The organism is Caballeronia sp. LZ035 (assembly GCF_031451175.1).
GTDB lineage: Bacteria > Pseudomonadota > Gammaproteobacteria > Burkholderiales > Burkholderiaceae > Caballeronia.
Window position 1 is genome coordinate 637255 of record NZ_JARUXS010000002.1, and the last position, 20975, is coordinate 658229.

Sequence of the window (20975 nt, forward strand, 5' to 3'; positions counted from 1 at the left end):
TTCAACGTGAAGGATTGCCGGATGCATCGGCGATTTCGATGCCGCCGCCAAACGCGCGGAACAGGCTCACCGATGCCTGCAGACGCGCAAGCCGCGCCTGCACCAGCGTGTCTTCGGCCTGATAGCGCGCGCGTTGCGCATCGAGCACGGTGAGGAAATCGACCGTGCCGGAGCGGTATTGCGCTTCGGCGAGCGTCGCGGCTTTCGCGGCGGCATCGGCGGCGGTCTGGTCGGAGGCTTCCGCGAGCGCTTGCTGGCGCGCGGTCGTCAGCGAGTCTTCGACGTCCTGAAGCGCGGCGATCACCGTCTGCTGGTAGTCCGCGACGCTTCTGGCCTCCGCGCCTTTCGCTGCGCGCAGCTGACCGCGCAACGCGCCGCCGTCGAAAACAGGCGCGGCGAGCGATGCCGCGAGACTCGCAAACGGACTCGCCAGAAAGTTCGACAGCGACTTGCTCTTCAGTCCGCCATCCGCCGTCAGCACGATGTTCGGCATGAACGCCGCGCGCGCCGCGCCGACATCGAAGTTGGCGGATTGCAGCCGTGCTTCCTTCGCTCGAATGTCGGGCCGCGTTTCGAGCAGGCGCGCGGGAAGATCGGGGCGCGGCTGCGGGATCGGAAGATCGGCGAGCGCGATGGGCCGCACGCTGAGTCGTTCAGGAGCGTTGCCAGTCAGCACAGCAAGCCCGTGCTGCGCGATTTCCAGCTGTTGCTGGAGCGCGGGAACGGCGGCTTCGAACGTGGCCAGCGCATTGCGTTGCTGCTGCACCTGAAGCTCGGTGGCCACGCCCGCTTCCTGTTGCGCGAGCAGAAGCTGCAAGACGCGGGCGGCGTCATCGGTGATGCTGTGGGCGAGCGTCAGACGCCGGTTCAGGCTTTGCACGCTGAAGTAGGTATCGACGACGCTTGCAGTCAGCGTGAGCGCCACCGTATCCCGATCGAATTCGGATGCACGCGCCAGCAGTCCCGCCGAATTCGCCGTCGCCGCATTGAAGCCCCAGAAGTCGATCTCATAGCTTGCTTCGGCAAAGAGGCTCTGGCTCCGCGCATTCGAGCCGGCATGTCCGCCCTGGTGCGCGCGATCGAACGTCCCGCCGATACCTAGCGAAGGATATTGCGCGGCGCCGGCCTTCTGCGCGGTGCCGCGCGCCTGCTCGACGGCTGCAATCGCCGATGCCAGCGAGAAGTTATGCGCAAGACTCTGCGCGACGAGTGCATCGAGCGCGGGATCGCGATAACTTCGCCACCATTCGCTACGAACAGGCGCGGTGGAATCCAGCGCGGACGGTGTCGTGCTGAAGGCGCCGGGCATGGGTGGGGCAGGTGACTGAAAAGCCGGCGTCGTCGAACATGCCGCCAGTGAAGCAGCCAGGGCGCACGCGCAGGCCCGTTTGAACCGAATATGAAGCGTCGATGGCACTGTGCTGAAACCCCGTTATCCAAGACCGTTTTCAGGTCAATTTAACGAGGGTTTCCTTAGCAGACGCTTAGCGAATAAGTAATAACCCCTATTCGTCGTCAGAGACGCGCTGGAATCGATGCGGGCGAAGGCCGAGGACTACGACGTGCGCAGTGCATCCACCACGACAGTGAGCGCTCTCGAAAATCCGCGGCGCGCTGGATAGAAAATGTGCAAACCCGGGAACGTCGGGAACCAGTCTTCGAGCACATACTTGAGCCGTCCCGCCGCGACGTGAGGCTGCGCGAGGTCTTCCGGAACAAACGCGAGCCCTGCACCGTCGAGCGCCGCGTTCAGCATCTGATAGGTGCCGTTGAAGGTAAGCTGCCCGTCCACGCGCACCTGGACTTCCTTCTTTCCTTTCTTCAGTTCCCACGCATACAGGCCGCCGCGCGTCGGTAGACGCAGTGTGATGCAGTTGTGGTGAACCAGATCCTTCGGTTGCTTCGGAGCCGGGTAGCGGCTGATGTAGCCCGGCGAACCGACAATGGCCAGTCGCATATCGGGGCCGATGCGGACGGCAATCATGTCCTTCGCCACCTGATCGCCCCAGCGGACACCGATATCGAAGCGGTCCGCGATGATGTCGGACAGGCCATAGTCCATCACGAACTCCACCTTGACGTCGGGATAGTCCGGCAGCATGCGAGCGATGCGCGGCCAGAGAATCGTGTCGATCGCATAGTCGGTGGCGGTGATGCGAATCGTCCCGGCGGGCTTGTCGCGTGTTTCGATCACCGCGGCGAGTTCGCTCTCGATCTCTTCGAGACGTGGCGCAATGGTTTCCAGAAGCCGCTCGCCGGCCGCCGTCGGCGCCACGCTGCGCGTCGTGCGACTGAGAAGCCGCAGGCCCAGACGCGCTTCCAGATCGCGTACGGTATGGCTGAGTGCGCTTTGCGTGACGCCAAGTCGGGCTGCCGCACGGGTGAAACTGCCATCCCGCGCAACGGCAACGAACGCCACGAGATCAGCCAGGTTTTCACGCAACATTGATGAGCCTTGTTCATAAGTCTTAGTGCATTCTAGTCTCTAGTCGGCCGCGCGGGTCGTCGTCAGAATGACACTGACGCATCGTTCGATGCTGCCAACAGGAGAAACAGGATGTCTGAAAAGCCCACGGCTGCGCGTCAATCGTTTGGCGATGTGGCGCCGAGGCTGGCCGAACTCAGCGATGAGGTGTTGTTTGGCGATATCTGGGAGCGTCCGCAACTCGGCAAGCGCGACCGCAGCCTCGTAACCTGCGCTGCGCTCATCGCGCTCGGCAAGACCGAGCAGATGAACTTTCATGTTCCGCGCGCTATCGAGAATGGCGTGACGCAGGAGGAACTCATCGAACTCACGACCCATCTGGCTTTTTACGCGGGCTGGCCGAACGCGATGTCGACCGTGTCGAAGCTCAAGGAGCTGTTCACGGCGACGAAAGCCTGACCACTGCGAGAACCGTATGGAAATCAAAAGACCCGGTTCGCAACCGTCGATCAAGGGACCGGCTGAATGGTTCACCGGCATCGTTCGCATCGACCCGCTGAACGCTCCACCACCGCCTTCGAGGACGTCATGCGCGAGCGTCACCTTCGAGCCAGGCGCGCGCTCGAACTGGCATACCCATCCTCTTGGCCAGACCTTGCTGGTGACGGCAGGCTGTGGCTGGACGCAATGTGAAGGCGGGCCCATCGTGGCGTTTCGTGCGGGCGACGTGATCTGGTGCCCACCGGGTCACAAGCATTGGCACGGTGCGTCGCCGACGACGTCGGTAACGCACATCGCCATTCAGGAGGCGCTCGACGGGAGGAACGTCGAGTGGCTCGAACCGGTGACGGACGAGCAATATCGCGTTGGACCGGCCGGGCAAGCCTGTTGATGCAGGGGAGCGACAAGGGCACGGCCGCCAGCCCCGCACTGCAAAGCCCGCGCCCCTCCCGCGACACGCTTACCCCTCAAGCTAGCCAAGCGACGTCTGCAGCAGTCCGCAGAGATCGGCGGCGATGGACGACATCGACACATGCCGATGCTTCACGATGCCGATAGAACGCTGCACTTCCGGACTCGCGATCGTGATCGCGCGAATGTTCGGCGCGAAGTGCGCCGACACCGCAAGCGACGGCACGATCGCGCAGCCGAGCCCTGCATCGACGAGCGCGACGACGCATGAGATGTGCTCGACTTCGTAGAACCAGCGCAGACTCATCGACTCGTGTCCGAGCAGCAGTTCGAGCAAGAGCCGGTTCCCGCTGTCACGCCCGCCAATGACGAAGCGCGCCTCACGCAGGTTCGGAAGCTCGCGCAGCGACACGCTCTCGCGCGACGCCCATTCGTGTTCGCGATGCACTGCCAGCACGTATCGATCGGCGAGCAACGGCTCGAAGGTGAGATCTTCGTCGTCGCCGGGATCGAGACTGATGCCGAATTCCGCGAGCCCCGCCCGTACCTGCCCGAGCACGAAGTCGTGATTGCCGTCGAAGATCTGCACGCCGATCTGTGGATACTTCAGCGCATAGTGCCGCAACACATCCGGCAGCACGCGACTGACGACCGTCGGTATGCTCGCCAGCCGCACCTTGCCGAAGCGCTTCTCGGCAATCTCCCGAATCGACGACAGCATCGTGCCCAATTGCGAGATTTGCTGACGCGCCATCGGCAGGAACTGGCGGCCGACGCCCGTCAACGCGACACTGCGCGTGGTCCGGTGAAACAGCTCCACGCCGAGCGCCTGCTCCAGCTTCTGAATGCGCCGGGACAAGCCGGGTTGCGTGAGGTGCAGCTTGTCGGCTGCTTTCTGAAAGCTGCCAAGCTCCGCCACCGCGACAAATGCTTCGAGTTCCGAGTTTTCGACTTTCATTACTGTTTCGCATGAATCCTTGAAAAACCGGCATTGGACGCTGCTAATTTGGTAGACGAGCATTGTGACCGAAACAAAAAGTCATCACCAAGCGGGCAGGGCTCATGCATTTTCAATTGATCATTCGAAACGGCGAAGTCATCGACGGCACGGGCAACGCGCGCTTCAGCGCCGATGTCGGCGTGAACGGCGAGCGCATCGATGCGATCGGCGATCTGTCGGCAGCGAGTGCGGACAGGTCCATCGACGCGACGGGAAAGATCGTCGCGCCGGGGTTCATCGACAGCCATACGCACGACGACGCCTTCGTGCTCACCCATCCGGACGTGACGCCCAAGGTCGTGCAGGGTGTGACCACGGTGATCGCCGGCAACTGCGGCATCAGTCTCGCACCCTTGCGCGCCGCTGCCGTTCCCCAGCCCCTCGATCTGCTCGGCGTGCCCGAGCGCTTCGCGTACGACAGCTTCGCCGACTATCTCGATGCACTCGACCGTGCACCCGCTGCCGTGAACGTGGCGGCGCTGATCGGACATTCGACCTTGCGCGTACGTCACATGGACGATCTCGCACGAGATGCCACGGCCGAGGAACGCGCACGCATGGCGGCCGATGTCGAAGCGGCAATGCAAGCCGGTGCGTTCGGCGTGTCGTCGGGAACGTTCTATCCGCCGGCCGCATCGGCAAGCACGCAGGAACTGATCGACGTCTGCGCACCGCTCGCGCATTACCCCGGCGTCTTCGCCACGCACCTGCGCGACGAAACCGCTGACATCGTTCCCTCGATGGAAGAAGCCTTCGCGATTGGCCAGGCGGTCGGCGCGAATCTCGTGCTTTCGCATCACAAGGTCGCGGGCAAGGAGAATCATGGACGGTCGGTCGAAACGCTCGCGCTGATCGATGCGCAAGGCGAGCGCCAGCCGCTCTGCCTCGACTGTCATCCGTATCCGGCGACCTCGACGATGCTGCGGGCGGACCGCATCCGTCAGTCCTCGCGCGTGATGCTCGCCTGGTCGACGAAGCGGCCGGAACTCGCGGGCAGGGACTTCGCCGATATCCTGCCGCTCTACGACGGTTCGATCGAGGCGGCCATCGACGACCTGAAGCCGGCCGGCGCCATCTATTTCGTCATGGATGAAGCGGACGTGCAGCGCATCTTCCGTCATGAAAAGACGATGGTCGGTTCCGACGGGCTGCCCAACGACAGCGCGCCGCATCCGCGTCTGTGGGGCACGTTCCCGCGCGTGCTCGGCCACTATTCGCGCGAACTGAAGCTGTTTCCGCTCGAAACGGCCGTGCGCAAGATGACGGGCCTCACGGCCGAGCAATTCGGCATCGAGGGACGCGGGCATGTCGCCGTAGGCAGCTACGCCGATCTCGTCGTATTCGATCCCGCCGAAGTCATCGACCGCGCCACGTTCGAAGCACCGAAGCTCGCGCCGAAAGGCATCGAGCATGTGATCGTGAACGGCGCGCCCGTCATCGCTCACGGTGAGCCGACCGGTGCGAGACCCGGCCGCGCGCTGCGCAAGAACCGCCGATAAACAAGAGACCGATATGGCCACTCCCCATCAGACAAGCTCACACGCCGCCGCGCCGCTCGCGCTGTCCGCCGACACCGTGTATCGCAAGGTGACGCTGCACGTCGTGCCGATCATCCTGTTGTGCTATTTCTTCGGCTATCTGGACCGCGTGAACGTCGGTTTCGCGAAGCTGCAGATGATGACCGACCTGAATCTCACGGAAGCCGCGTACGGTGTCGGTGCGGGGTTGTTTTTCGTCGGCTATCTGCTGCTTCAGGTGCCCGCGGGTTATCTCGTCAAGCGCGTCGGGGTGCGGGCGTGTCTCGGCGGCTCGCTGATCGCGTGGGGCATCGTCTCCATCGCGACGCTGGCGACGCGCAGCCAGACCACGTTCTATGCGCTGCGCTTCCTGCTCGGCCTGACGGAGGCCAGCTTCTTTCCGGCCGTCATCGCGTATTTCGGCTTGTGGTTTCCGTCGTACCGGTTAAGCAAGGTGATGTCCCTGCTGTTTCTCGCGATGCCGCTGGGCGTGATCGTCGGCGGTCCGCTGTCGGGCTGGATCATGGACGCGACGCACGGCGGCTGGGGCATGAACGGCTGGCAGTGGATGTTCCCGATCGAAGGCCTGCCTGCTGTCGTGCTCGGTTTCGTGCTGTTCGCGAGGGTCGTGAATCGCATCGAGCACGCAAGCTGGCTCTCGCCCGAGGAGCTCACGGTCGTGAAGAGCGAGCTCGCGCGGGAGTCGTCGGACAAGAAGCAGACGCTGCTTCCCGCGTTGAAAGAGCCGACGCTGTGGCTCCTGTGCGCGATCTCCTTTCTCTACAACGTCGGCAACTACGGTCTTGTGTTCTGGATGCCCACGATGATCAAGGCGCTCGGCCATCGCTCCAACTTCGAGATCGGCGTGGTCAGCGCGATTCCCTATCTCGTCGCGGCTGCCGCGATGGTCATCAACGCGCAGCATTCCGTGAAGACACGCGAGCGTCGCTGGCACACGGCGGTGCCGGTGTTCATCGGCGGCATCGCGCTGCTCGGCAGCGTGGCGGCTTCGGGTGCGCCGGTGGCGGCGGTCGCCTGTCTGACGGTCGCTGTCGCCGGCATCATGAGCACGCTGGCGATGTTCTGGAGTTTGCCCTCGCGCATTCTCGCGGGCACGGCGGCGGCCGGCGGCGCGGGTCTGGTCAACGTGGGCGCGGCCGTCGCCGGCTTCGTCGGGCCGTCGATCATGGGCTTTCTCAAGCAGATCACCGGCAGCACGACCACGGGCGTCGCGCTGCTCGCCATCACGCTGTTTCTCGCCGCCTTGCTGATCCTTGCCATTCCGGCGCGCTACATCAAGACGGCGCACTGAGTTGCGCACGGACTTCGCACTTTGCACCTTGCATTTCGCACTTGATCGAACCTGAAAGGCAGAACCATGACCACGGTATTTCATCGCGCGCCGCGCGCCAGGCTTCCCGTCGCCGTGCGCGGCGACGGCGTCGAAATCGTCGATTCGACCGGCAAACGCTATATCGATGCATGCGGCGGCGCGGCCGTTTCATGTCTCGGCCATAGCCATCCACGCGTGATCGAAGCCATTCAGCGTCAGGTGCAGCAGTTGCCCTACGCACACACGTCGTTCTTCACGACAGAACCCGCCGAAGCACTCGCCAACTTCCTCGTCGATGCCGCGCCGAAGCATCTCGGCCACGTGTATTTCGTCTCGGGCGGCTCCGAAGCGATGGAAGCCGCGCTCAAGCTCGCGCGCCAGTATTTCGTCGAAAAGGGCCAGCCGGCGCGCCGGCACTTCATTGCGCGGCGGCAGAGCTATCACGGCAACACGCTCGGTGCGCTTGCGATCGGCGGCAACGCATGGCGTCGCGAGCCGTTCCTGCCGATCCTGATCGAGGCGCATCACGTCACGCCCTGTTTTGCGTATCGCGAGCAACGCGCGGGCGAGTCGGACGATGTCTTTGCGCAACGCCTCGCCGATGAGCTCGAAGCGAAGATTCTCGAACTCGGACCGGAGTCGGTGGCCGCGTTCGTCGCGGAAACGGTCGTCGGCGCGACGGCGGGCGCGGTGCCTCCGGTGCGCGATTACTTCCGCAAGATCCGCGCGGTCTGCGACAAATACGGCGTGTTGCTGATCCTCGACGAAGTGATGTCGGGCATGGGCCGCACGGGCTATCTCTTCGCGTGCGAGGAGGACGATGTGTCGCCCGACATTCTCGCCATCGCGAAGGGGCTCGGTGCGGGCTATCAGGCAATCGGCGCGACGCTCGTGAGCGACGAGATATTCAACACGATCGTCGGCGGTTCGGGATTCTTCCAGCATGGACACACCTATATCGGTCATGCAACCGCCTGCGCGGCGGCGCTCGAAGTCCAGAAGGTCATCGCCGAAGACAGGCTCCTCGACAACGTGAAGGCGCGCGGCGAGCAACTGCGCGCAGGCTTGCGCGAGCGGCACGCACAGCATCCGTTCATTGGCGACGTGCGCGGGCGCGGCCTCTTCACCGGTGTTGAACTCGTGCAGGACCGCGAGCGCAAGACGCCTTTCGATCCGAAGCACAAGCTGCACAGCGTCATCAAGAGCGAGGCGATGAAACGCGGCCTGATGGTATATCCGATGGGCGGTACCGTCGATGGCCGGATGGGCGATCATGTCCTGCTCGCACCGCCGTTCATCACGACGAGCGAGCAGATCGAGACCATCGTCGAGCGTCTTTCGGATGCGCTCGACGGCGCGTTTTCCGCGATCCGTGCGAACGCGGCATGAACGACGCTTCGCTGAAAGCATGGGCTGCGACACTCGGCATCGTCGTGCCCGAAGCATTGCTGCGCGATGTCGCCGCGCTGCTGGACACGATGCACGCGAGCGCGCGGCAACTCGACATCGCGCTCGATCAAGCGGACCCCGGCGACGATGAACCGCGCGCTTGATATCGCCGCCAACGTGCGCGCGCAGCGACGCTCGGCGATCGACGTGATCCGCGACACGCTCGCGGCCATCTCACGCAATCATCCTGCGATCAACGCGTTCCATCACGTATTCCACGACGAAGCGCTTGCCCAGGCGAGGCGCATTGATGAGAGCATCGCAGGCGGCATCGATCCGGGTCCGCTCGCAGGCGTGCCCTTCGCCGCAAAGAGCCTGTTCGATGTCGAAGGCCACGCAACGATCGCAGGCTCACGCGCGCGGCTCGATACCCCTGCTGCGACGCGTGACGCCGAAGCGATCGCGCGTCTGAAACAGGCGGGCGCCGTACTGGTCGGCACCACGCATATGGACGAACTTGCGTGCGGCGCGACCGGCGAAAATCCCTTTTTCGGCAACGTGCGCAATCCGCGCGATATCGAGCGCATGACGGGAGGATCGTCGGGAGGATCGGCGGCGGCCGTCGCGGCGGGTTGCGTCCCGCTAGCGCTCGGCAGTGACACGAACGGCTCGATTCGCGCGCCCGCTGCTTTGTGCGGGGTGTGGGGCGTGAAGCCAACTTTCGGAAGACTGTCGCGATGCGGCGTGCTGTCCTATGCCGATTCGCTTGATTGCATCGGCGGCTTTGCGCGCAACGTCGATGACCTTGCTGCGCTGTATGCGGCGCTCGACGGCAGCGCGACGGATGAACGCCGCGAGGTTCCGAGGGTCGCCGTCCTGGGCGGGTATTTCCGGACTTACGCCTCGCGCGACGCGTGGGCCGCCGTCATCGAAAGCGCGTCGATCTTCGGGCCGCATGAGATCATCGATATGCCGGAAGCCGAGATGCAACGCGTGCGCGGCGCGGCGACGATCATCTCGAACGTCGAGGTTGCCGCGGCGCATGGCAAGCTTCTTGATGCGCCCGACGAAAACGTATCGTCACGCCTGCGCACGCGCCTGCTGGCCGGGACGTTGAGTATGGGCACCTGGCACGCGCAGGCGCTGCGCTATCAGCGGCGCTTTCGCACACGCATGTCACGGCTCTTCGACCGATTCGATATTCTGCTTGCACCGTGCACACCGTTCGCGGCGCCGCGCTTCACCGACGCGACTGTCGTGGTCGGCGATCACGCACTCGAGCCCGCGAAGCACCTCGGCATGTTGACGCAACCTGTATCCTTCGCGGGTCTTCCCGTCATCGTCGCGCCCGTGTTGCGCGAAGACGCCCTGCCGCTGGGCGTGCAGATCATCGGCGCCTCGTTTGACGAAGCCGCGTGCTTCGCGGCGGCGCGCCGCGTCGAGCGAGGGTTGAGCCACTTTTCAGGAACAGCGAGCCAAACATGAGCAAGAGACTTCCCGACTTCGACATCGCCACCGCATCAAGCGAGCAGAAAACCGTCTTGCAAAACATCCTGAGCAGTCCGCGCGGCAACCTCAACGGTCCATTCCTCGGTTGGATCTTCAGTCCGGAGCTTGCGCAGAACGCGCAGGCGCTCGGCGCGTTCTGCCGCTACAAAACGGGCCTGCCGCTGCGCCAGTCCGAGCTTGCCATTCTGATAACAGCGGCGCGCTGGCGCTCGCAGGCGGAATGGCACATCCACCTTCCGATCGCGCTCGATGCAGGCCTGCCCGCCGATCTCGCCGAAGCGCTGCGCACGAACCAGCCCCCGACTTTCGCCGATGCCGACGACAAGCTGATCTTCGACTTCGCGACCGAGCTCTATGAAACGAAGCGCGTGAGCGACGCAACCTATGACGCAGCGGTCGCGCGCTTCGGGCATGCGGTGGTGGTGAATCTGGTTGGCTTGCTGGGTTATTACGCGCTCGTCGCGATGACGCTCAACACCTTCGAAATGCGGGCCGAAGGGCAAACGGAGCTGCCCTTCGCCGAATGAGCCTCGATGGAAAACGTGTTACTCGACCGGTTGGTCGTTGAGTTCGGCGTAGAGCGGCGGCATCGTCTGGAGGGTGCGGCACATATCGAGCAGGACCGTGGACTTGGCAGAAGCGCCGCGTTAGCGTCGCGTCCGCAAAGAAAAAATGTCGCCAACGATGCCGCCGAGCGTATCGCGATCCATCATTGAGGGCGGGGCATCCGGATCGGCTGCCAGTCTTCAGCGGCACGGGCCAGATAGATGACCTTCTTTTCCAGGTTATCCCAGCAGCCATTGATCGAACTTGGCGCCGGTCGCCGCTCCGTTCGCGCCCCACCAGTCGAAATCCTGTAACACGCCACGGCTGTAGTTCTGCTCCGACGACGGCAAATCGGGCATGCGCGCCTTGTCGATGTATTGCAGTGCGTTCTTGTTGGTCGGTCCGTACGGGATCACGCCCGCAAACGTCGCCTGATTTTTGGCGTCGAGCGCGACCGCGATGAATTCCATCGCTTCCTTCTTGTTCTTCGATCCTTTCGGCACGACCCACGCATCGCCAACGAACAACGAATCGTTGAAGTGATAGTCGAGCGGCGCGCCGCTCTTGCGCAGATCGATCAATCGGCCGTTCCAGCCCATTTCCGCCGATACATCTCCGTTCGACAGAATCTGCGCGGACTGAGCGCCGCTGCCCCACCAGAAAATCTCCGAGCGGATTTTTTCCAGACTCTTCAGCGCGCGATCGACGTCAAGAGGATAGAGCTTGTTCTTCGGCACGCCGTCCGCGAGCAACGCAATTTCGAGCGTCTGGTACGCCTGTTTCCAGAAGCCCCGCTGGCCGCCAAAGCGCTTCAGATTGAATACGTCGGCCCAGTTCTCGGGTGCCTGTGCCTTCGTCACGCGCTGGGTATTCCACGCGACCACACAGCCGACCACGTCCGAAATCACATAATTCGGCTTTGCCGCGTTGGCGAGCAGCGGCGCTTTGTCGATGATCGAATAGTCGAGCGGTTCGAGCAGCCCCTGCTGGGCGAACGTGGCGGCGACCGCGCCGTCGAGCTGCGCGACGTCCCATTCGACGGCGTTCGCATCTATCATCGCCTTGAGCTTCGCGTACGTGTTCGCCGTGCTGACAATCTCGATACCGGTCTTGGCAATCCACGGTTTGTAGTACGCCGGTTTGTACGCCGCCTCGAGCGCGCCGCCGCTCGTCGCCACGACGAGCTTCGACGGCTTTGCGCGCGCAATCGACCAGTTGCCGCCCAACGCGACCGCCGCCGCTGTGGTCGCCCCCTGCATCAGCAATTTGCGCCGGGAAACACTGATTTTCGTATTCATGATCGCTCCCACTCAACGGTCGTTTCTCGTTTGACGGCTGGTCTCATCTCGGTACGAACACGACTTCCTTGCTGTCCCACGCGCATCGGATCTTCTCTCCAAGCGGCAGGTTGGCAATCGATCGGTCATTCGGTTTGCGCGCCGTCAACACGCAGTTGTCCGTCACGCGCAACCGGTAACGGAGCGATCCGCCCGAATTGACGATGTCGTCGACAGTCGCGTCGTGCACGTTGGCGAGTGTGGCGCTCGAGGGCGGATTGATGACGATGCTTTCCGGCCGAATGTAAGCGATCGTGGAGTCATCCTGCGGCGAGCGCGCGGCGACCAGGCGAACGCCTTGCCGCGTTTCGGCGATCACGTCCGCGCCGTTATTTTCAATACTTTCCCGCTTCGACGTGATCTCGAACAGGTTCGCCTCGCCGAGAAATCCCGCGACGAATGAATTGCCGGGATAGTTGTACAGATGATGGGGCGACCCGCATTGCTCGATGCGGCCATTGCGCAGGATCGCAAGGCGGTCGGCCATCGCAGCGGCCTCGTACTGATCGTGCGTCACGTAGATGATGGTCGCGCCTACCTTGCGATGAAACTCGCGGATCTCCTGCTGCAAGTCCTCGCGCAGATTCTTGTCGAGCGCGCCGAGCGGTTCGTCCATCAGCAGCAGCGGCGGATCATAGACGGCCGCGCGCGCGAGCGCGACGCGCTGCTGCTGGCCGCCCGACAGTTGCGCGGGCAAGCGGTCGGCCATATGCGAAAGCTGCACCATGTCCAGCACGCGCGCCACCGCCTGCTTGATCTCTTTCTGACGTACGCGGCGCATTTCCAGCGGAAACGCGATGTTGCGATACACCGTCAGATAAGGAAACAACGAATAGTTCTGGAACACCATGCCGAGATTGCGGCGATGCGGCGGCACCCCGGTGATGTCGTCGCCGTTGACCACCACTTCGCCGGAGCTCGGCGGAATGAATCCGGCGATCGTGCCGAGCAGCGTCGACTTGCCCGAGCCGCTGGGGCCAAGCAGCGCGAAAAACTCTCCCTGCTCGACCACCAGATCGAGTGGTTCCAGGACACACGCGTTGTCGTATTTCTTGCAGATCGAGCGCAGCTCGACTCGGGCTCCGTTCATGATTTGCGTGCGCCTCCGCTGACTTCGGTGGATTCCACGGCTCCCTGGCGGATAAACACCGCAAGCAGGATGAGCACGATCGAGAACGCGAGAATGAACGTCGATGCCGCCGCCACGACCGGCGTCAGCGTGTAGAAAAGGTGCTCCCAGATCAACCGCGGGAGCGTTTCGGTTTCGGGGCCGGTCAGAAAGAGCGACAGCATCAGTTCGTCGAAGGACGTGGCGAACGCGAATAGCCCGCCTACGCCGATGCCGTGCCGGATCATCGGAAAGGTGACGCGCCAGAAGGTGCGCCAGCGGTTCGCGCCGAGCGTCATGGCGGCCATCTCCAGCGTCTCGGGATAGTCGCGCAAGGACGCGGTCACGGTCAGCACGACGAAAGGCGCAGACACCACCACGTGACCGATCACCACCGCAAGATACGTGTTGGCGAGGCCGAAATCGACAATGGTTGGATACAGGCCGATCGCGATGATGATGTGAGGCAGCATCATCGGCGCGATGAAACCGATGCCGAGCACTTCGATCGCGCGCGACCGGCTGCGCACCATCCCGAGTGCGACCAGCGTGCCGAGCACGACGGAGATCAGCGCGACCGGCACACCGATCTTCAGCGTGTTCCATGCGGCAATCGCCCAGCGCGATTCCTGACCGAGTTCGTGATACCAGCGCAGGCTCAGGTTCTGCGGCGGAAACGACAGATAAAGCGTGGAGGCGAAAGAGCCGACCGTGATGACGATGATCGGCGCCAGAATGAACGCGAAGATGGCGATCGAATACGCGAGCAACGCGCCGCGCGAGAGGCCCGAACCCAGCGCTTCATAGCGGTCGGCGGGCGTCATTGAAACAACCTCGCCGGCGAGATCCGCGTCAGACGGTGGTACGTGAAATACACGGCGATCGTCGCGAACATCAGGACCGTCGCCAGCGCCGAAGCAAGCGGCCAGTTGAAATACGTGGAGGCCTGATCGGCGATCAGCACCGCAGCCATTGTGCCCTTGCTGCCGCCGAGCAGCGCGGGCGTAACGTAAAAGCCGAGCGCGGTGATGAACACCAGCGTCACGCCGGCGGTCACGCCCGAAGCGGTGAGCGGCACATACACGCGCAAGAAGAGCCGCAGCGGCGGCGCACCGAGGACGCGGCCCATTTGCAGCAGGTTGAGATCGACGTTGCGCATCGCGGCAAGAATAGGCAGCACCATGAACGGCAGCAGCACGTACACCATGCCCACTTCGACCGCGATCACGGTTTGCAGGATGCGCACCGGCGCATCGACGATGCCGGTTTTCAGCAGCACTTGATTGACCATGCCATCGCGCTGGAACAGCACCATCCAGGCGTAACTGCGGATCACCACGCTGGTCCACAGCGGCAGCATGATCAACCCCGTCGCCAGCTTGACGACAAAGCCGCGCTGCCGCGAGATGAAGAACGCGAGCGGATAGGCGAGCAGGAGGCAGATCGCCGTGACGCTGGCGGCGATTGCAAAGGTCTGCGCCAGCACTGACAGAAACGGCGCCTGATGCACGATCGTGCGGTAGTTCGACAGGCCGACGGACGGTTCGAGAAAGCTGCGGGCGATGACGCGCAGCACCGGCCACACGAAGAACACGAGGAAGAACGCGGCGGGAAGCGCGAGCATCAGGACGTACAGCCGCATGGTCGTCCAGCGACGCGCCGAGCGCGACCGGGTGCCGGTCCATTGTGGTGCGGTAACGCAAGTGTCTGGAGGCCTCGACATCGCAATCCCGTCCTCTGACTCAGATTCCGACGATGGTCTGGCCGCCGCTCAGGTTGATGACCTGTCCGGTCACGAAACGCGAATGCGGCGATGCGAAATACAGCACGGCATGCGCAATTTCTTCAGGTTCTGCCCAGCGACCCATCGGCACGGCTTTCATGCGTTCCTGCACCGCCGCAAGGCCGTCTTTTTCGATCGCCATCGGACTGGTGACGCCGCCTGGCGCGATGGCATTGACCGTGACGCCGTGTGGTGCGAATTCCTTCGCCCACGCCTTGGTGAAACCGAGCATGGCGGCTTTTGCGGCGCAATAAGTCGAGCCGAAATGATGTCCGACTTGCCCCCAGATGGACGAGATGTTGATGATCGAGCCGTGCTTTCTCGCGACCATGCCCGGCGCGACCGCGCGCGTGACAAAGAAAGCGCCCTTGACGTGAATGTCGAACATCCGGTCGTACATCGATTCGTCGATTTCGGCGATACCGGCGCGATCCGCGCTGATACCGGCGTTGTTGACGAGAATATCGATCTTGCCGAACCGCGCTTCCGCGTCTTTCACCATGGCGGTCATCGCCGTGATGTCGGCGATGTCGACGACCGCCGCCATGGTGCTGACCCCGAGCGGTTCGAGCAGGGCGACGGTCTCCTGCACGCGCTCTTCGAACACGTCGTGGACGATCACCTGCGCGCCCTGGGCGGCGAGCAGTTGTGCGTGCGCACGCCCCATGCCGCGTCCAGCCCCCGTGATGAGTGCGACCTGATCTTTGAGCAGACCCGACACGGCACAAGTCATATCCGTCTCCTGAGGCGTAAAATGATGTTGATGCAATTGAATCAGGTTGTCAATATTGCAATAATTGTTTTAAATTTTCGACGTCAGGCTTAGCGTCGCCTCACGACCGGCATTTTCTAACCATCGGGTGCATCGTTGTCTACCACCACTCCCGCAGTGCTCGCGCGCATCGAGAGCGAGTTTGAATCGTTGAGCCCACGCCTGAAGGAAGCTGCGCGTTTCGTGCTCAGCAAGCCCAAGGAAATCGCGCTCTATTCAATGCGCACCGCCGCCGAGCGTGCCAACGTGCATCCCACGTCGATGCTGCGCCTCGCGCGTGAAATGGGCTTCGACGGCTACGACGCGTTCCGCGACGAGTTCCGCGACTGGCTAAACCGCTCCAAAGGCGACACGTGGTCCGGCCGCGCGCACACCGTGCAGAGCATCGCGAAGAGTTCCCCGAAATACGCGCTGTTCGAGAGCGTGTTTCGTCAGGAAGTTGCCAATCTTCAGTCGATGCTCGACGAGACGCTGTACAAGCAGCTCAACATTGCCACCGAGCGGATCCGCGCCGCGCGCAAGGTGTACGTCCTGGGGCAGCGCAGCCTGTATCCGGTCGCGTTCTACACGGCTTACGTCTGCAAGATGTTCATGCCGAACGTGATCCTGATGAACGGTCTGGGCGGCACCTTCGCGGACGAGTTGCGCAATATCGGCCGTGGCGACGTGTTGATTGCGCTGAGCTATCAGCCGTACACGGTCAGTTCCATCAAGGGCGTCGAATTTGCAATCAGCTGCGGCGCGAAAGTTATCGCCATCACGGACAGCGTGGTGTCGCCAATCGCGAAGAAAAACCAGACCAACCTGATCGTGCCGAACGAGTCGCCGACTCTTTTTCAAACCATCCTGCCGGGACTCGCGACCGCGCAGGCGCTCACCGCGCTGCTGCTCGCCGACGCGTCCGACGAAACGATGGCGGAGATCCGGCGCAGCGAAAACCAGCTCGACGCGTTCGGCGTTTACTCGCGCTAGACAACGCACTTCACCTTGCATGGCGCGCGGCGGCATCGAAGACCACCGCGAGCGACCTGTCGAGCTTGTCGACCAGTTCGGCGATATGCGTTTCGCTTACGATGAACGGCGGCGCGATCAGCACGTGATCGCCGCGTCGGCCGTCCATCGTGCCGGTGCCCGGATAACACATCAGTCCATGTTGCAGCGCGATCTCCTTCAACATCGGCGCGACGCGGCAAGCGGGATCGAACGGCGTCTTGCTTGCGCGATCGGAGACGAATTCGAGGCCGTAGAAGAGGCCGCGTCCGCGAATGTCGCCGACGTGGGGGTGAGCGCCGAAGCGCTCGTGCAGCGCCTGCCTGAGTTGCTGGCCGCGCATGCGCACGTTGTCGAGGAGCCGGTCTTCGCGAATCGTCTTCTGCACTGCGAGCGCGGCAGCGCAGGCGGTCAGATGGCCGGTGTACGTGTGACCGTGTCGAAAGAACCCGCTCTGGCCCAGTACGGTCTGAAACACGCGGTCTGAAACCAGCATTGCGCCGATCGGCTGATAGCCTGCGCCGAGGCCTTTGGCGATCACGAGAATGTCAGGCGCAATGTCTTCCTGCTCGCACGCGTGCAGCGTGCCGGTGCGACCCATGCCAGACATGACTTCGTCGAGGATCAGCAGAATGCCGTGCCGGTCGCAGATCTCGCGCACGCGCCGGAAATAACCCTCGACAGGCTCCACCGCGCCGAGCGTCGCCCCCGATACCGTTTCGGCGATGAAGCACATCACGCGATCCGCCCCGACCCGCTGGATTTGCGTCTCGAGTTCGGCGGCCAGGCGCTCGCCGTATTGCGCCGCACTCTCGCCCGCTTCGGCGCCGCGATACGCATAGCACGGCGACACGTGGATCGATGGACGCAGGATTGCTTCAAATGGTTCACGGCGCGCCGGATTGTGGCCCGCGCTGAGCGCACCGAGCGTGTTGCCGTGATAGCTCTGCCGCCGCGAAATGATCTGATCGCGGCCGAGTTCGCCACGCTCCCAGTGGTACTGGCGCGCGAGTTTGATCGCCGCCTCGATCGACTCCGAACCGCCCGACAGAAAGTACGCGTGCGACAGATCGCCGGGCGCGCTGTCGATCAGCAAATGTGCGAGTTCTTCGAGCGGTGCGCCGGTGAAGAAGGCCGTGTGCACGAACGCGAGGCGCGCTGCCTGCTGCTGGATTGCGTGGATCGGCGCGGGATGGCTGTGACCGAGACAGCTGACCGCAGCGCCACCCGAGGCGTCGAGATAACGCTTGCCGGCGTCGTCGATCACATAAACGCCATCGCCCGCGACCGCGACGCGCATCGTCGATTTCGGCGCGCGATGGAACACGGCCGTGTCCGCCGACGATCCGTCTGTTGCGGGGCTGGCGCTGCGCGTCGGATGCATCTGCATGATGAGTTTGGCCTCGTCGTTTGAGCGGCAAACATCGGACGGAAATTCAACAGAGATCAACTGTGCCTGCGAATTCACTATAGCAGCCAATCTGAAAAAATGAAGCAAATGAATCACACATTGAAAGTCTGAAATCATTGGTTTATAGTCGTTTCAGAGGTCGGAAGTGCAACCGTGGCGACCTCCCTGGAACGTTAGCGATGGCAACGGCGAAGGAGATTGCATGTCTGTCGAATTCGACAATCAGGTAGCGGTGGTCACGGGCGCGGCGCAGGGTTTGGGCCGCGCGGTCGCAACGCTTTTGTGCGAGCGCGGCAGTGCCGTGGTGCTGGTCGATCGTGAAGAAGCGAAGCTGCGCGAAACGTCCGACGCGCTCGCTCGGAGTGGCCACCGCGCCACCTGCGTCGTCACCGACGTCACCGACGAAGCGGCGCTGGTGCGCTTGCGCGATACGGTCGACGCGCAGTTCGGCCGGCTCGACGTTCTGGTCAACAACGCAGGCGGCTGGCGCTACGGATCGCTTGCCGACATCACGCGCGCGGACTGGGACTGGACCTTTGATCTCAACGTCAGCGGCGTGTTTCTCGCCACGCGCACGCTGATGAATCTGATGATCCGCAATCGTTACGGACGCGTCGTCAACATTGCATCCACCGACGCGTATCGGCCGAAGCCGACACTGCCGCACTACGCGGCCGCCAAGAGCGCAATTGTCAGTCTCACGCGCACGATGGGCGTCGAACTCGCGCCTCACGGCGTGATCGTCAACGCGGTGAGTCCGGGGATGATCGCGACGGAAACAGCGAAAGCCAAAGGCTGGATCGAGGAGCGCGTCAAGGCGATTCCCGTCGGCCATCCGGCGGAGCCGGAAGACATCGCCGAAGTAGTGCTGTTCCTGGCGTCGCGGCGCAACCGTTATGTGGTCGGAGAAAGCGTACTTGCAAACGGCGGCGCGCTGATGCGTTGAAAGCGGCCACCAGACAGGTTGAAACGCGGTGCGTCGTGTTGATCGTGTGTTTCATTTGCCCGCATCGCACTGGCGGGTTTCGTCGATGACAAAGCCGACTACGGAGTCTCTAGCATGCACTTCGGACTATTCTGCTTGAACACGCAGCGCGACAAGGACAAGACGCCCGCCCGTATCTACGGCGAAACGCTCGATCAGGTCAAGGTCGCCGACGAGACCGGCTTCGAGATCGCGTGGTTTGCCGAGCATCACTTTTCCAACTACTGCCTGTGTCCGTCGCCGATGACGATGACGACCTACATGGCGGGCCAGACGAAGCGCATCAAGCTCGGGCCGGCGGTGATCGTCGCGCCGCTCTACGAGCGCATCCGTTTGCTCGAAGATATCGGCGTCGCCGATCAGTTGAGCGGTGGACGTCTCGTACTGGGCTTCGGCACCGGTTATCAGGAATACGAGTTCCACAAGTTCGGCGTCGATCTGTCGACCTCACGCGCACATCTGTTCGAAACACTTGATCTGCTCGACACATATCTGGCGGGCGGCGAGATCGAGTTCGACGGCAAGTACACGCGCCTGCCGCCAACGCATTTCTCCGTGCGTACCGTACAAGCGCGTCCGCCCATCTACGTTGCGGGCATGGGCGGCGATATCGAGTTGCAACGCCGGTCGGTGCAGCGCGGCTATGTGCCGTTCTTCACGACCGGCTGGAATTCGCTCGACGAGATCGCCGCGACGCGCGCGAAAGTCGTGCAGACCTTTGTGGAAGCGGGCGGCACAGAAAGCGCAATGTCGTTTGCGACGCAGCGCTACGTGTGCATCACCAGCGATAAGTCGGTCGCGCGCAAGGCCGCCGATGGCGCGCGCTACATTCGCCGCATCGCGACGGCGATGCGCGGCAAGTACGGCGAACTGGACGGCTCGTTCCTGAAGGAAACGCCCGCACAAGGCGAGCCGCCGCTCGATGAAATCGAACAGCGACTGCTGATCGGCGATGCCGATACGGTTGCAGAACGCCTGCGCGACGAGATCGCGACGCTCAAGCTGACGCACATGAGCTGCTTCATGGCGATCCCGGGCGTCGAGCAGAACGACGTGCTGCGTTCGATTCGTGATTTCGGCGAACAGGTCATTCCACGTCTGCAGAGTCAGTCATGAGCCGCGACATGCAGATCGATCTCGCGCCAGAGAGCAACACGGCACATACCGTCAAACAGATTGATCCATGGGAATACACCACGCCGCGGCGACCCCGGATCCTCGGCATTGGCGGCACGATGCGGCCGTGCTCGACCACCGAGCGCATCGTGCGGCTCGCGCTTGAAGTCGCCGAGTCTGCGGGTGCGCAGACCATGCTTTTCGGTGGTAGCGATCTCGACTTTCCTCACTATGTCGGACCGCATGTCGAATCACGCGATCCGCGTGTCATTCGTTTCATCGATGCCGTGCGTCATTGCGACGGTTTGATCGTGGGATCGCCCGCATATCACGGCTCGATCTCGGGTCTGCTGAAAAATGCGCTCGATTACACCGAAGAATTGCGCAACGATTCACGGGTCTATCTCGACGGCCTGCCAATGGGCTGCATCTGTTGCGCGGGCGGTTGGCAGGCCGCGGTGCAGACGCTCACGACGTTGCGCTCGATTGCGCACGCATTGCGCGCCTGGCCATCGCCGATCGGAGTGGTCGTCAATACGTCTTTGCCGGTGTTCACGGCAGATCAACGGTTGAGCGACAAATCCATCGAACACCAAGTGCAACTGATGGCGCAACAGGTGACCATGTTCGCGCGCAGGAATGTGGTTCGGGCGTGAGCTGAGGCAGAGGGAAGGGGAAGCCCGACGTTTCGTGGAATGAGCGAAATGAAGACCCGATGAATTGACTCCCGGAGCGCGAGGGGCCGGCACCGGACGAGCAGCCGGACACAGCGAAGGTCGGAATCGATCTGACCGATCTGCTCGACAGAGTGATCGGACAACGATCAATTCATCAGGCGCCGT

22 protein-coding genes are annotated in these 20975 nt (G+C 62.9%); 13 read left to right on the forward strand and 9 right to left on the reverse strand.

All coding sequences use genetic code 11. The annotated features are described in order from the left end of the window. Window position 1: 1 nt before the first annotated feature. Together QCE88_RS18430 and QCE88_RS18435 are read right to left on the reverse strand one after the other, a co-directional pair. On the reverse strand, window positions 2-1417 hold the full coding sequence (locus QCE88_RS18430; protein WP_309904724.1) for an efflux transporter outer membrane subunit: 1416 nt from the start codon (window positions 1415-1417) through the stop codon (window positions 2-4). A 138-nt stretch (window positions 1418-1555) separates the two neighbouring features. Beyond that, window positions 1556-2446, reverse strand: coding sequence for a LysR family transcriptional regulator (locus QCE88_RS18435; RefSeq protein ID WP_309904726.1), 891 nt, complete (start codon window positions 2444-2446; stop codon window positions 1556-1558). A 111-nt stretch (window positions 2447-2557) separates the two neighbouring features. Here QCE88_RS18435 and QCE88_RS18440 point away from each other — a divergent pair, with 111 nt between their 5' ends. After that, window positions 2558-2884: a carboxymuconolactone decarboxylase family protein gene (locus QCE88_RS18440; RefSeq protein WP_309904728.1), complete on the forward strand. Its 327-nt coding sequence runs from the start codon at window positions 2558-2560 to the stop codon at window positions 2882-2884. Between the two features lie 16 nt (window positions 2885-2900). After that, window positions 2901-3317 carry a cupin domain-containing protein gene (locus QCE88_RS18445; protein WP_309904731.1) on the forward strand — a complete coding sequence of 139 codons (417 nt, stop codon included), beginning with the start codon at window positions 2901-2903 and terminating at the stop codon, window positions 3315-3317. Between the two features lie 81 nt (window positions 3318-3398). Here the strand turns inward: QCE88_RS18445 and QCE88_RS18450 are convergent, their stop codons facing one another. After that, window positions 3399-4295 carry a LysR family transcriptional regulator gene (locus QCE88_RS18450; RefSeq protein WP_309904733.1) on the reverse strand — a complete coding sequence of 299 codons (897 nt, stop codon included), beginning with the start codon at window positions 4293-4295 and terminating at the stop codon, window positions 3399-3401. Window positions 4296-4399: 104 nt separating this feature from the next. Here QCE88_RS18450 and QCE88_RS18455 point away from each other — a divergent pair, with 104 nt between their 5' ends. From QCE88_RS18455 to QCE88_RS18485, 7 genes are all read left to right on the forward strand, one after another. Beyond that, window positions 4400-5836: a D-aminoacylase gene (locus QCE88_RS18455; protein WP_309904735.1), complete on the forward strand. Its 1437-nt coding sequence runs from the start codon at window positions 4400-4402 to the stop codon at window positions 5834-5836. Between the two features lie 13 nt (window positions 5837-5849). After that, window positions 5850-7166 (forward strand): MFS transporter, encoded by a 1317-nt coding sequence (locus QCE88_RS18460; protein ID WP_309904737.1) that lies wholly within the window; start codon window positions 5850-5852, stop codon window positions 7164-7166. Window positions 7167-7232: 66 nt separating this feature from the next. Continuing rightward, a complete protein-coding gene (locus QCE88_RS18465; protein ID WP_309904739.1) occupies window positions 7233-8576 on the forward strand; it encodes an aspartate aminotransferase family protein in 1344 nt (447 codons plus the stop codon). Continuing rightward, window positions 8573-8740, forward strand: a complete 168-nt coding sequence (locus tag QCE88_RS18470; RefSeq protein ID WP_309904741.1) for a hypothetical protein — start codon at window positions 8573-8575, stop codon at window positions 8738-8740. The genes QCE88_RS18465 and QCE88_RS18470 overlap by 4 nt, the downstream gene beginning before the upstream one ends. After that, window positions 8724-10061, forward strand: a complete 1338-nt coding sequence (locus tag QCE88_RS18475) for an AtzE family amidohydrolase (RefSeq protein ID WP_309904743.1) — start codon at window positions 8724-8726, stop codon at window positions 10059-10061. The genes QCE88_RS18470 and QCE88_RS18475 overlap by 17 nt, the downstream gene beginning before the upstream one ends. After that, on the forward strand, window positions 10058-10612 hold the full coding sequence (locus QCE88_RS18480; protein WP_309904745.1) for a carboxymuconolactone decarboxylase family protein: 555 nt from the start codon (window positions 10058-10060) through the stop codon (window positions 10610-10612). The genes QCE88_RS18475 and QCE88_RS18480 overlap by 4 nt, the downstream gene beginning before the upstream one ends. Window positions 10613-10618: 6 nt before the next feature. Next, complete coding sequence (locus QCE88_RS18485; protein ID WP_309904747.1) at window positions 10619-10801, forward strand: hypothetical protein; 183 nt, start codon at window positions 10619-10621, stop codon at window positions 10799-10801. Window positions 10802-10870: 69 nt separating this feature from the next. Here QCE88_RS18485 and QCE88_RS18490 read toward each other — a convergent pair whose 3' ends face one another. Genes QCE88_RS18490 through QCE88_RS18510 form a run of 5 tightly spaced genes read right to left on the reverse strand, consistent with a single transcriptional unit; the run spans window position 10871 to window position 15592 of the window. Then, window positions 10871-11929: an ABC transporter substrate-binding protein gene (locus QCE88_RS18490; RefSeq protein ID WP_309904749.1), complete on the reverse strand. Its 1059-nt coding sequence runs from the start codon at window positions 11927-11929 to the stop codon at window positions 10871-10873. Window positions 11930-11972: 43 nt separating this feature from the next. After that, the gene (locus QCE88_RS18495; protein WP_309904751.1) at window positions 11973-13058 is read right to left on the reverse strand and encodes an ABC transporter ATP-binding protein; all 1086 of its coding nucleotides are present in this window, start codon (window positions 13056-13058) and stop codon (window positions 11973-11975) included. Further along, window positions 13055-13900, reverse strand: coding sequence for an ABC transporter permease (locus QCE88_RS18500; protein ID WP_309904753.1), 846 nt, complete (start codon window positions 13898-13900; stop codon window positions 13055-13057). Before QCE88_RS18500 ends, QCE88_RS18495 begins: the two co-directional genes overlap by 4 nt. Continuing rightward, window positions 13897-14799: an ABC transporter permease gene (locus QCE88_RS18505; RefSeq protein ID WP_309904755.1), complete on the reverse strand. Its 903-nt coding sequence runs from the start codon at window positions 14797-14799 to the stop codon at window positions 13897-13899. The genes QCE88_RS18500 and QCE88_RS18505 overlap by 4 nt, the downstream gene beginning before the upstream one ends. 19 nt (window positions 14800-14818) lie before the next feature. Further along, window positions 14819-15592, reverse strand: a complete 774-nt coding sequence (locus tag QCE88_RS18510; protein WP_309904757.1) for a 3-oxoacyl-ACP reductase FabG — start codon at window positions 15590-15592, stop codon at window positions 14819-14821. A gap of 135 nt (window positions 15593-15727) precedes the next feature. Between QCE88_RS18510 and QCE88_RS18515 the strand changes: the two genes are divergently transcribed. After that, window positions 15728-16603, forward strand: a complete 876-nt coding sequence (locus tag QCE88_RS18515; RefSeq protein WP_309904759.1) for a MurR/RpiR family transcriptional regulator — start codon at window positions 15728-15730, stop codon at window positions 16601-16603. A 10-nt stretch (window positions 16604-16613) separates the two neighbouring features. Here the strand turns inward: QCE88_RS18515 and QCE88_RS18520 are convergent, their stop codons facing one another. Beyond that, complete coding sequence (locus QCE88_RS18520) at window positions 16614-18011, reverse strand: aspartate aminotransferase family protein (protein ID WP_309904761.1); 1398 nt, start codon at window positions 18009-18011, stop codon at window positions 16614-16616. 223 nt (window positions 18012-18234) lie between these two features. Between QCE88_RS18520 and QCE88_RS18525 the strand changes: the two genes are divergently transcribed. The 3 genes from QCE88_RS18525 (at window position 18235) to QCE88_RS18535 (ending at window position 20789) form a co-directional block, all read left to right on the forward strand. After that, window positions 18235-18978: an SDR family NAD(P)-dependent oxidoreductase gene (locus tag QCE88_RS18525; RefSeq protein WP_309904763.1), complete on the forward strand. Its 744-nt coding sequence runs from the start codon at window positions 18235-18237 to the stop codon at window positions 18976-18978. A 114-nt stretch (window positions 18979-19092) separates the two neighbouring features. Beyond that, window positions 19093-20133, forward strand: a complete 1041-nt coding sequence (locus QCE88_RS18530; protein WP_309904764.1) for an LLM class flavin-dependent oxidoreductase — start codon at window positions 19093-19095, stop codon at window positions 20131-20133. After that, window positions 20130-20789, forward strand: a complete 660-nt coding sequence (locus QCE88_RS18535) for an NADPH-dependent FMN reductase (RefSeq protein WP_309904766.1) — start codon at window positions 20130-20132, stop codon at window positions 20787-20789. Before QCE88_RS18530 ends, QCE88_RS18535 begins: the two co-directional genes overlap by 4 nt. The last annotated feature ends 186 nt before the right edge of the window (window positions 20790-20975 follow it).

What these genes read in the sequence shown, in the direction of transcription:
- QCE88_RS18435 (WP_309904726.1), bottom strand. Translation starts at nt 2,446, where the DNA reads ATGTTGCGTGAAAACCTGGCTGATCTCGTGGCGTTCGTTGCCGTTGCG.
- QCE88_RS18440 (WP_309904728.1), top strand. Translation starts at nt 2,558, where the DNA reads ATGTCTGAAAAGCCCACGGCTGCGCGTCAATCGTTTGGCGATGTGGCG.
- QCE88_RS18445 (WP_309904731.1), top strand. Translation starts at nt 2,901, where the DNA reads ATGGAAATCAAAAGACCCGGTTCGCAACCGTCGATCAAGGGACCGGCT.
- QCE88_RS18450 (WP_309904733.1), bottom strand. Translation starts at nt 4,295, where the DNA reads ATGAAAGTCGAAAACTCGGAACTCGAAGCATTTGTCGCGGTGGCGGAG.
- QCE88_RS18455 (WP_309904735.1), top strand. Translation starts at nt 4,400, where the DNA reads ATGCATTTTCAATTGATCATTCGAAACGGCGAAGTCATCGACGGCACG.
- QCE88_RS18460 (WP_309904737.1), top strand. Translation starts at nt 5,850, where the DNA reads ATGGCCACTCCCCATCAGACAAGCTCACACGCCGCCGCGCCGCTCGCG.
- QCE88_RS18465 (WP_309904739.1), top strand. Translation starts at nt 7,233, where the DNA reads ATGACCACGGTATTTCATCGCGCGCCGCGCGCCAGGCTTCCCGTCGCC.
- QCE88_RS18470 (WP_309904741.1), top strand. Translation starts at nt 8,573, where the DNA reads ATGAACGACGCTTCGCTGAAAGCATGGGCTGCGACACTCGGCATCGTC.
- QCE88_RS18475 (WP_309904743.1), top strand. Translation starts at nt 8,724, where the DNA reads ATGAACCGCGCGCTTGATATCGCCGCCAACGTGCGCGCGCAGCGACGC.
- QCE88_RS18480 (WP_309904745.1), top strand. Translation starts at nt 10,058, where the DNA reads ATGAGCAAGAGACTTCCCGACTTCGACATCGCCACCGCATCAAGCGAG.
- QCE88_RS18485 (WP_309904747.1), top strand. Translation starts at nt 10,619, where the DNA reads ATGGAAAACGTGTTACTCGACCGGTTGGTCGTTGAGTTCGGCGTAGAG.
- QCE88_RS18490 (WP_309904749.1), bottom strand. Translation starts at nt 11,929, where the DNA reads ATGAATACGAAAATCAGTGTTTCCCGGCGCAAATTGCTGATGCAGGGG.
- QCE88_RS18495 (WP_309904751.1), bottom strand. Translation starts at nt 13,058, where the DNA reads ATGAACGGAGCCCGAGTCGAGCTGCGCTCGATCTGCAAGAAATACGAC.
- QCE88_RS18500 (WP_309904753.1), bottom strand. Translation starts at nt 13,900, where the DNA reads ATGACGCCCGCCGACCGCTATGAAGCGCTGGGTTCGGGCCTCTCGCGC.
- QCE88_RS18505 (WP_309904755.1), bottom strand. Translation starts at nt 14,799, where the DNA reads ATGTCGAGGCCTCCAGACACTTGCGTTACCGCACCACAATGGACCGGC.
- QCE88_RS18510 (WP_309904757.1), bottom strand. Translation starts at nt 15,592, where the DNA reads ATGACTTGTGCCGTGTCGGGTCTGCTCAAAGATCAGGTCGCACTCATC.
- QCE88_RS18520 (WP_309904761.1), bottom strand. Translation starts at nt 18,011, where the DNA reads ATGCAGATGCATCCGACGCGCAGCGCCAGCCCCGCAACAGACGGATCG.
- QCE88_RS18525 (WP_309904763.1), top strand. Translation starts at nt 18,235, where the DNA reads ATGTCTGTCGAATTCGACAATCAGGTAGCGGTGGTCACGGGCGCGGCG.
- QCE88_RS18530 (WP_309904764.1), top strand. Translation starts at nt 19,093, where the DNA reads ATGCACTTCGGACTATTCTGCTTGAACACGCAGCGCGACAAGGACAAG.
- QCE88_RS18535 (WP_309904766.1), top strand. Translation starts at nt 20,130, where the DNA reads ATGAGCCGCGACATGCAGATCGATCTCGCGCCAGAGAGCAACACGGCA.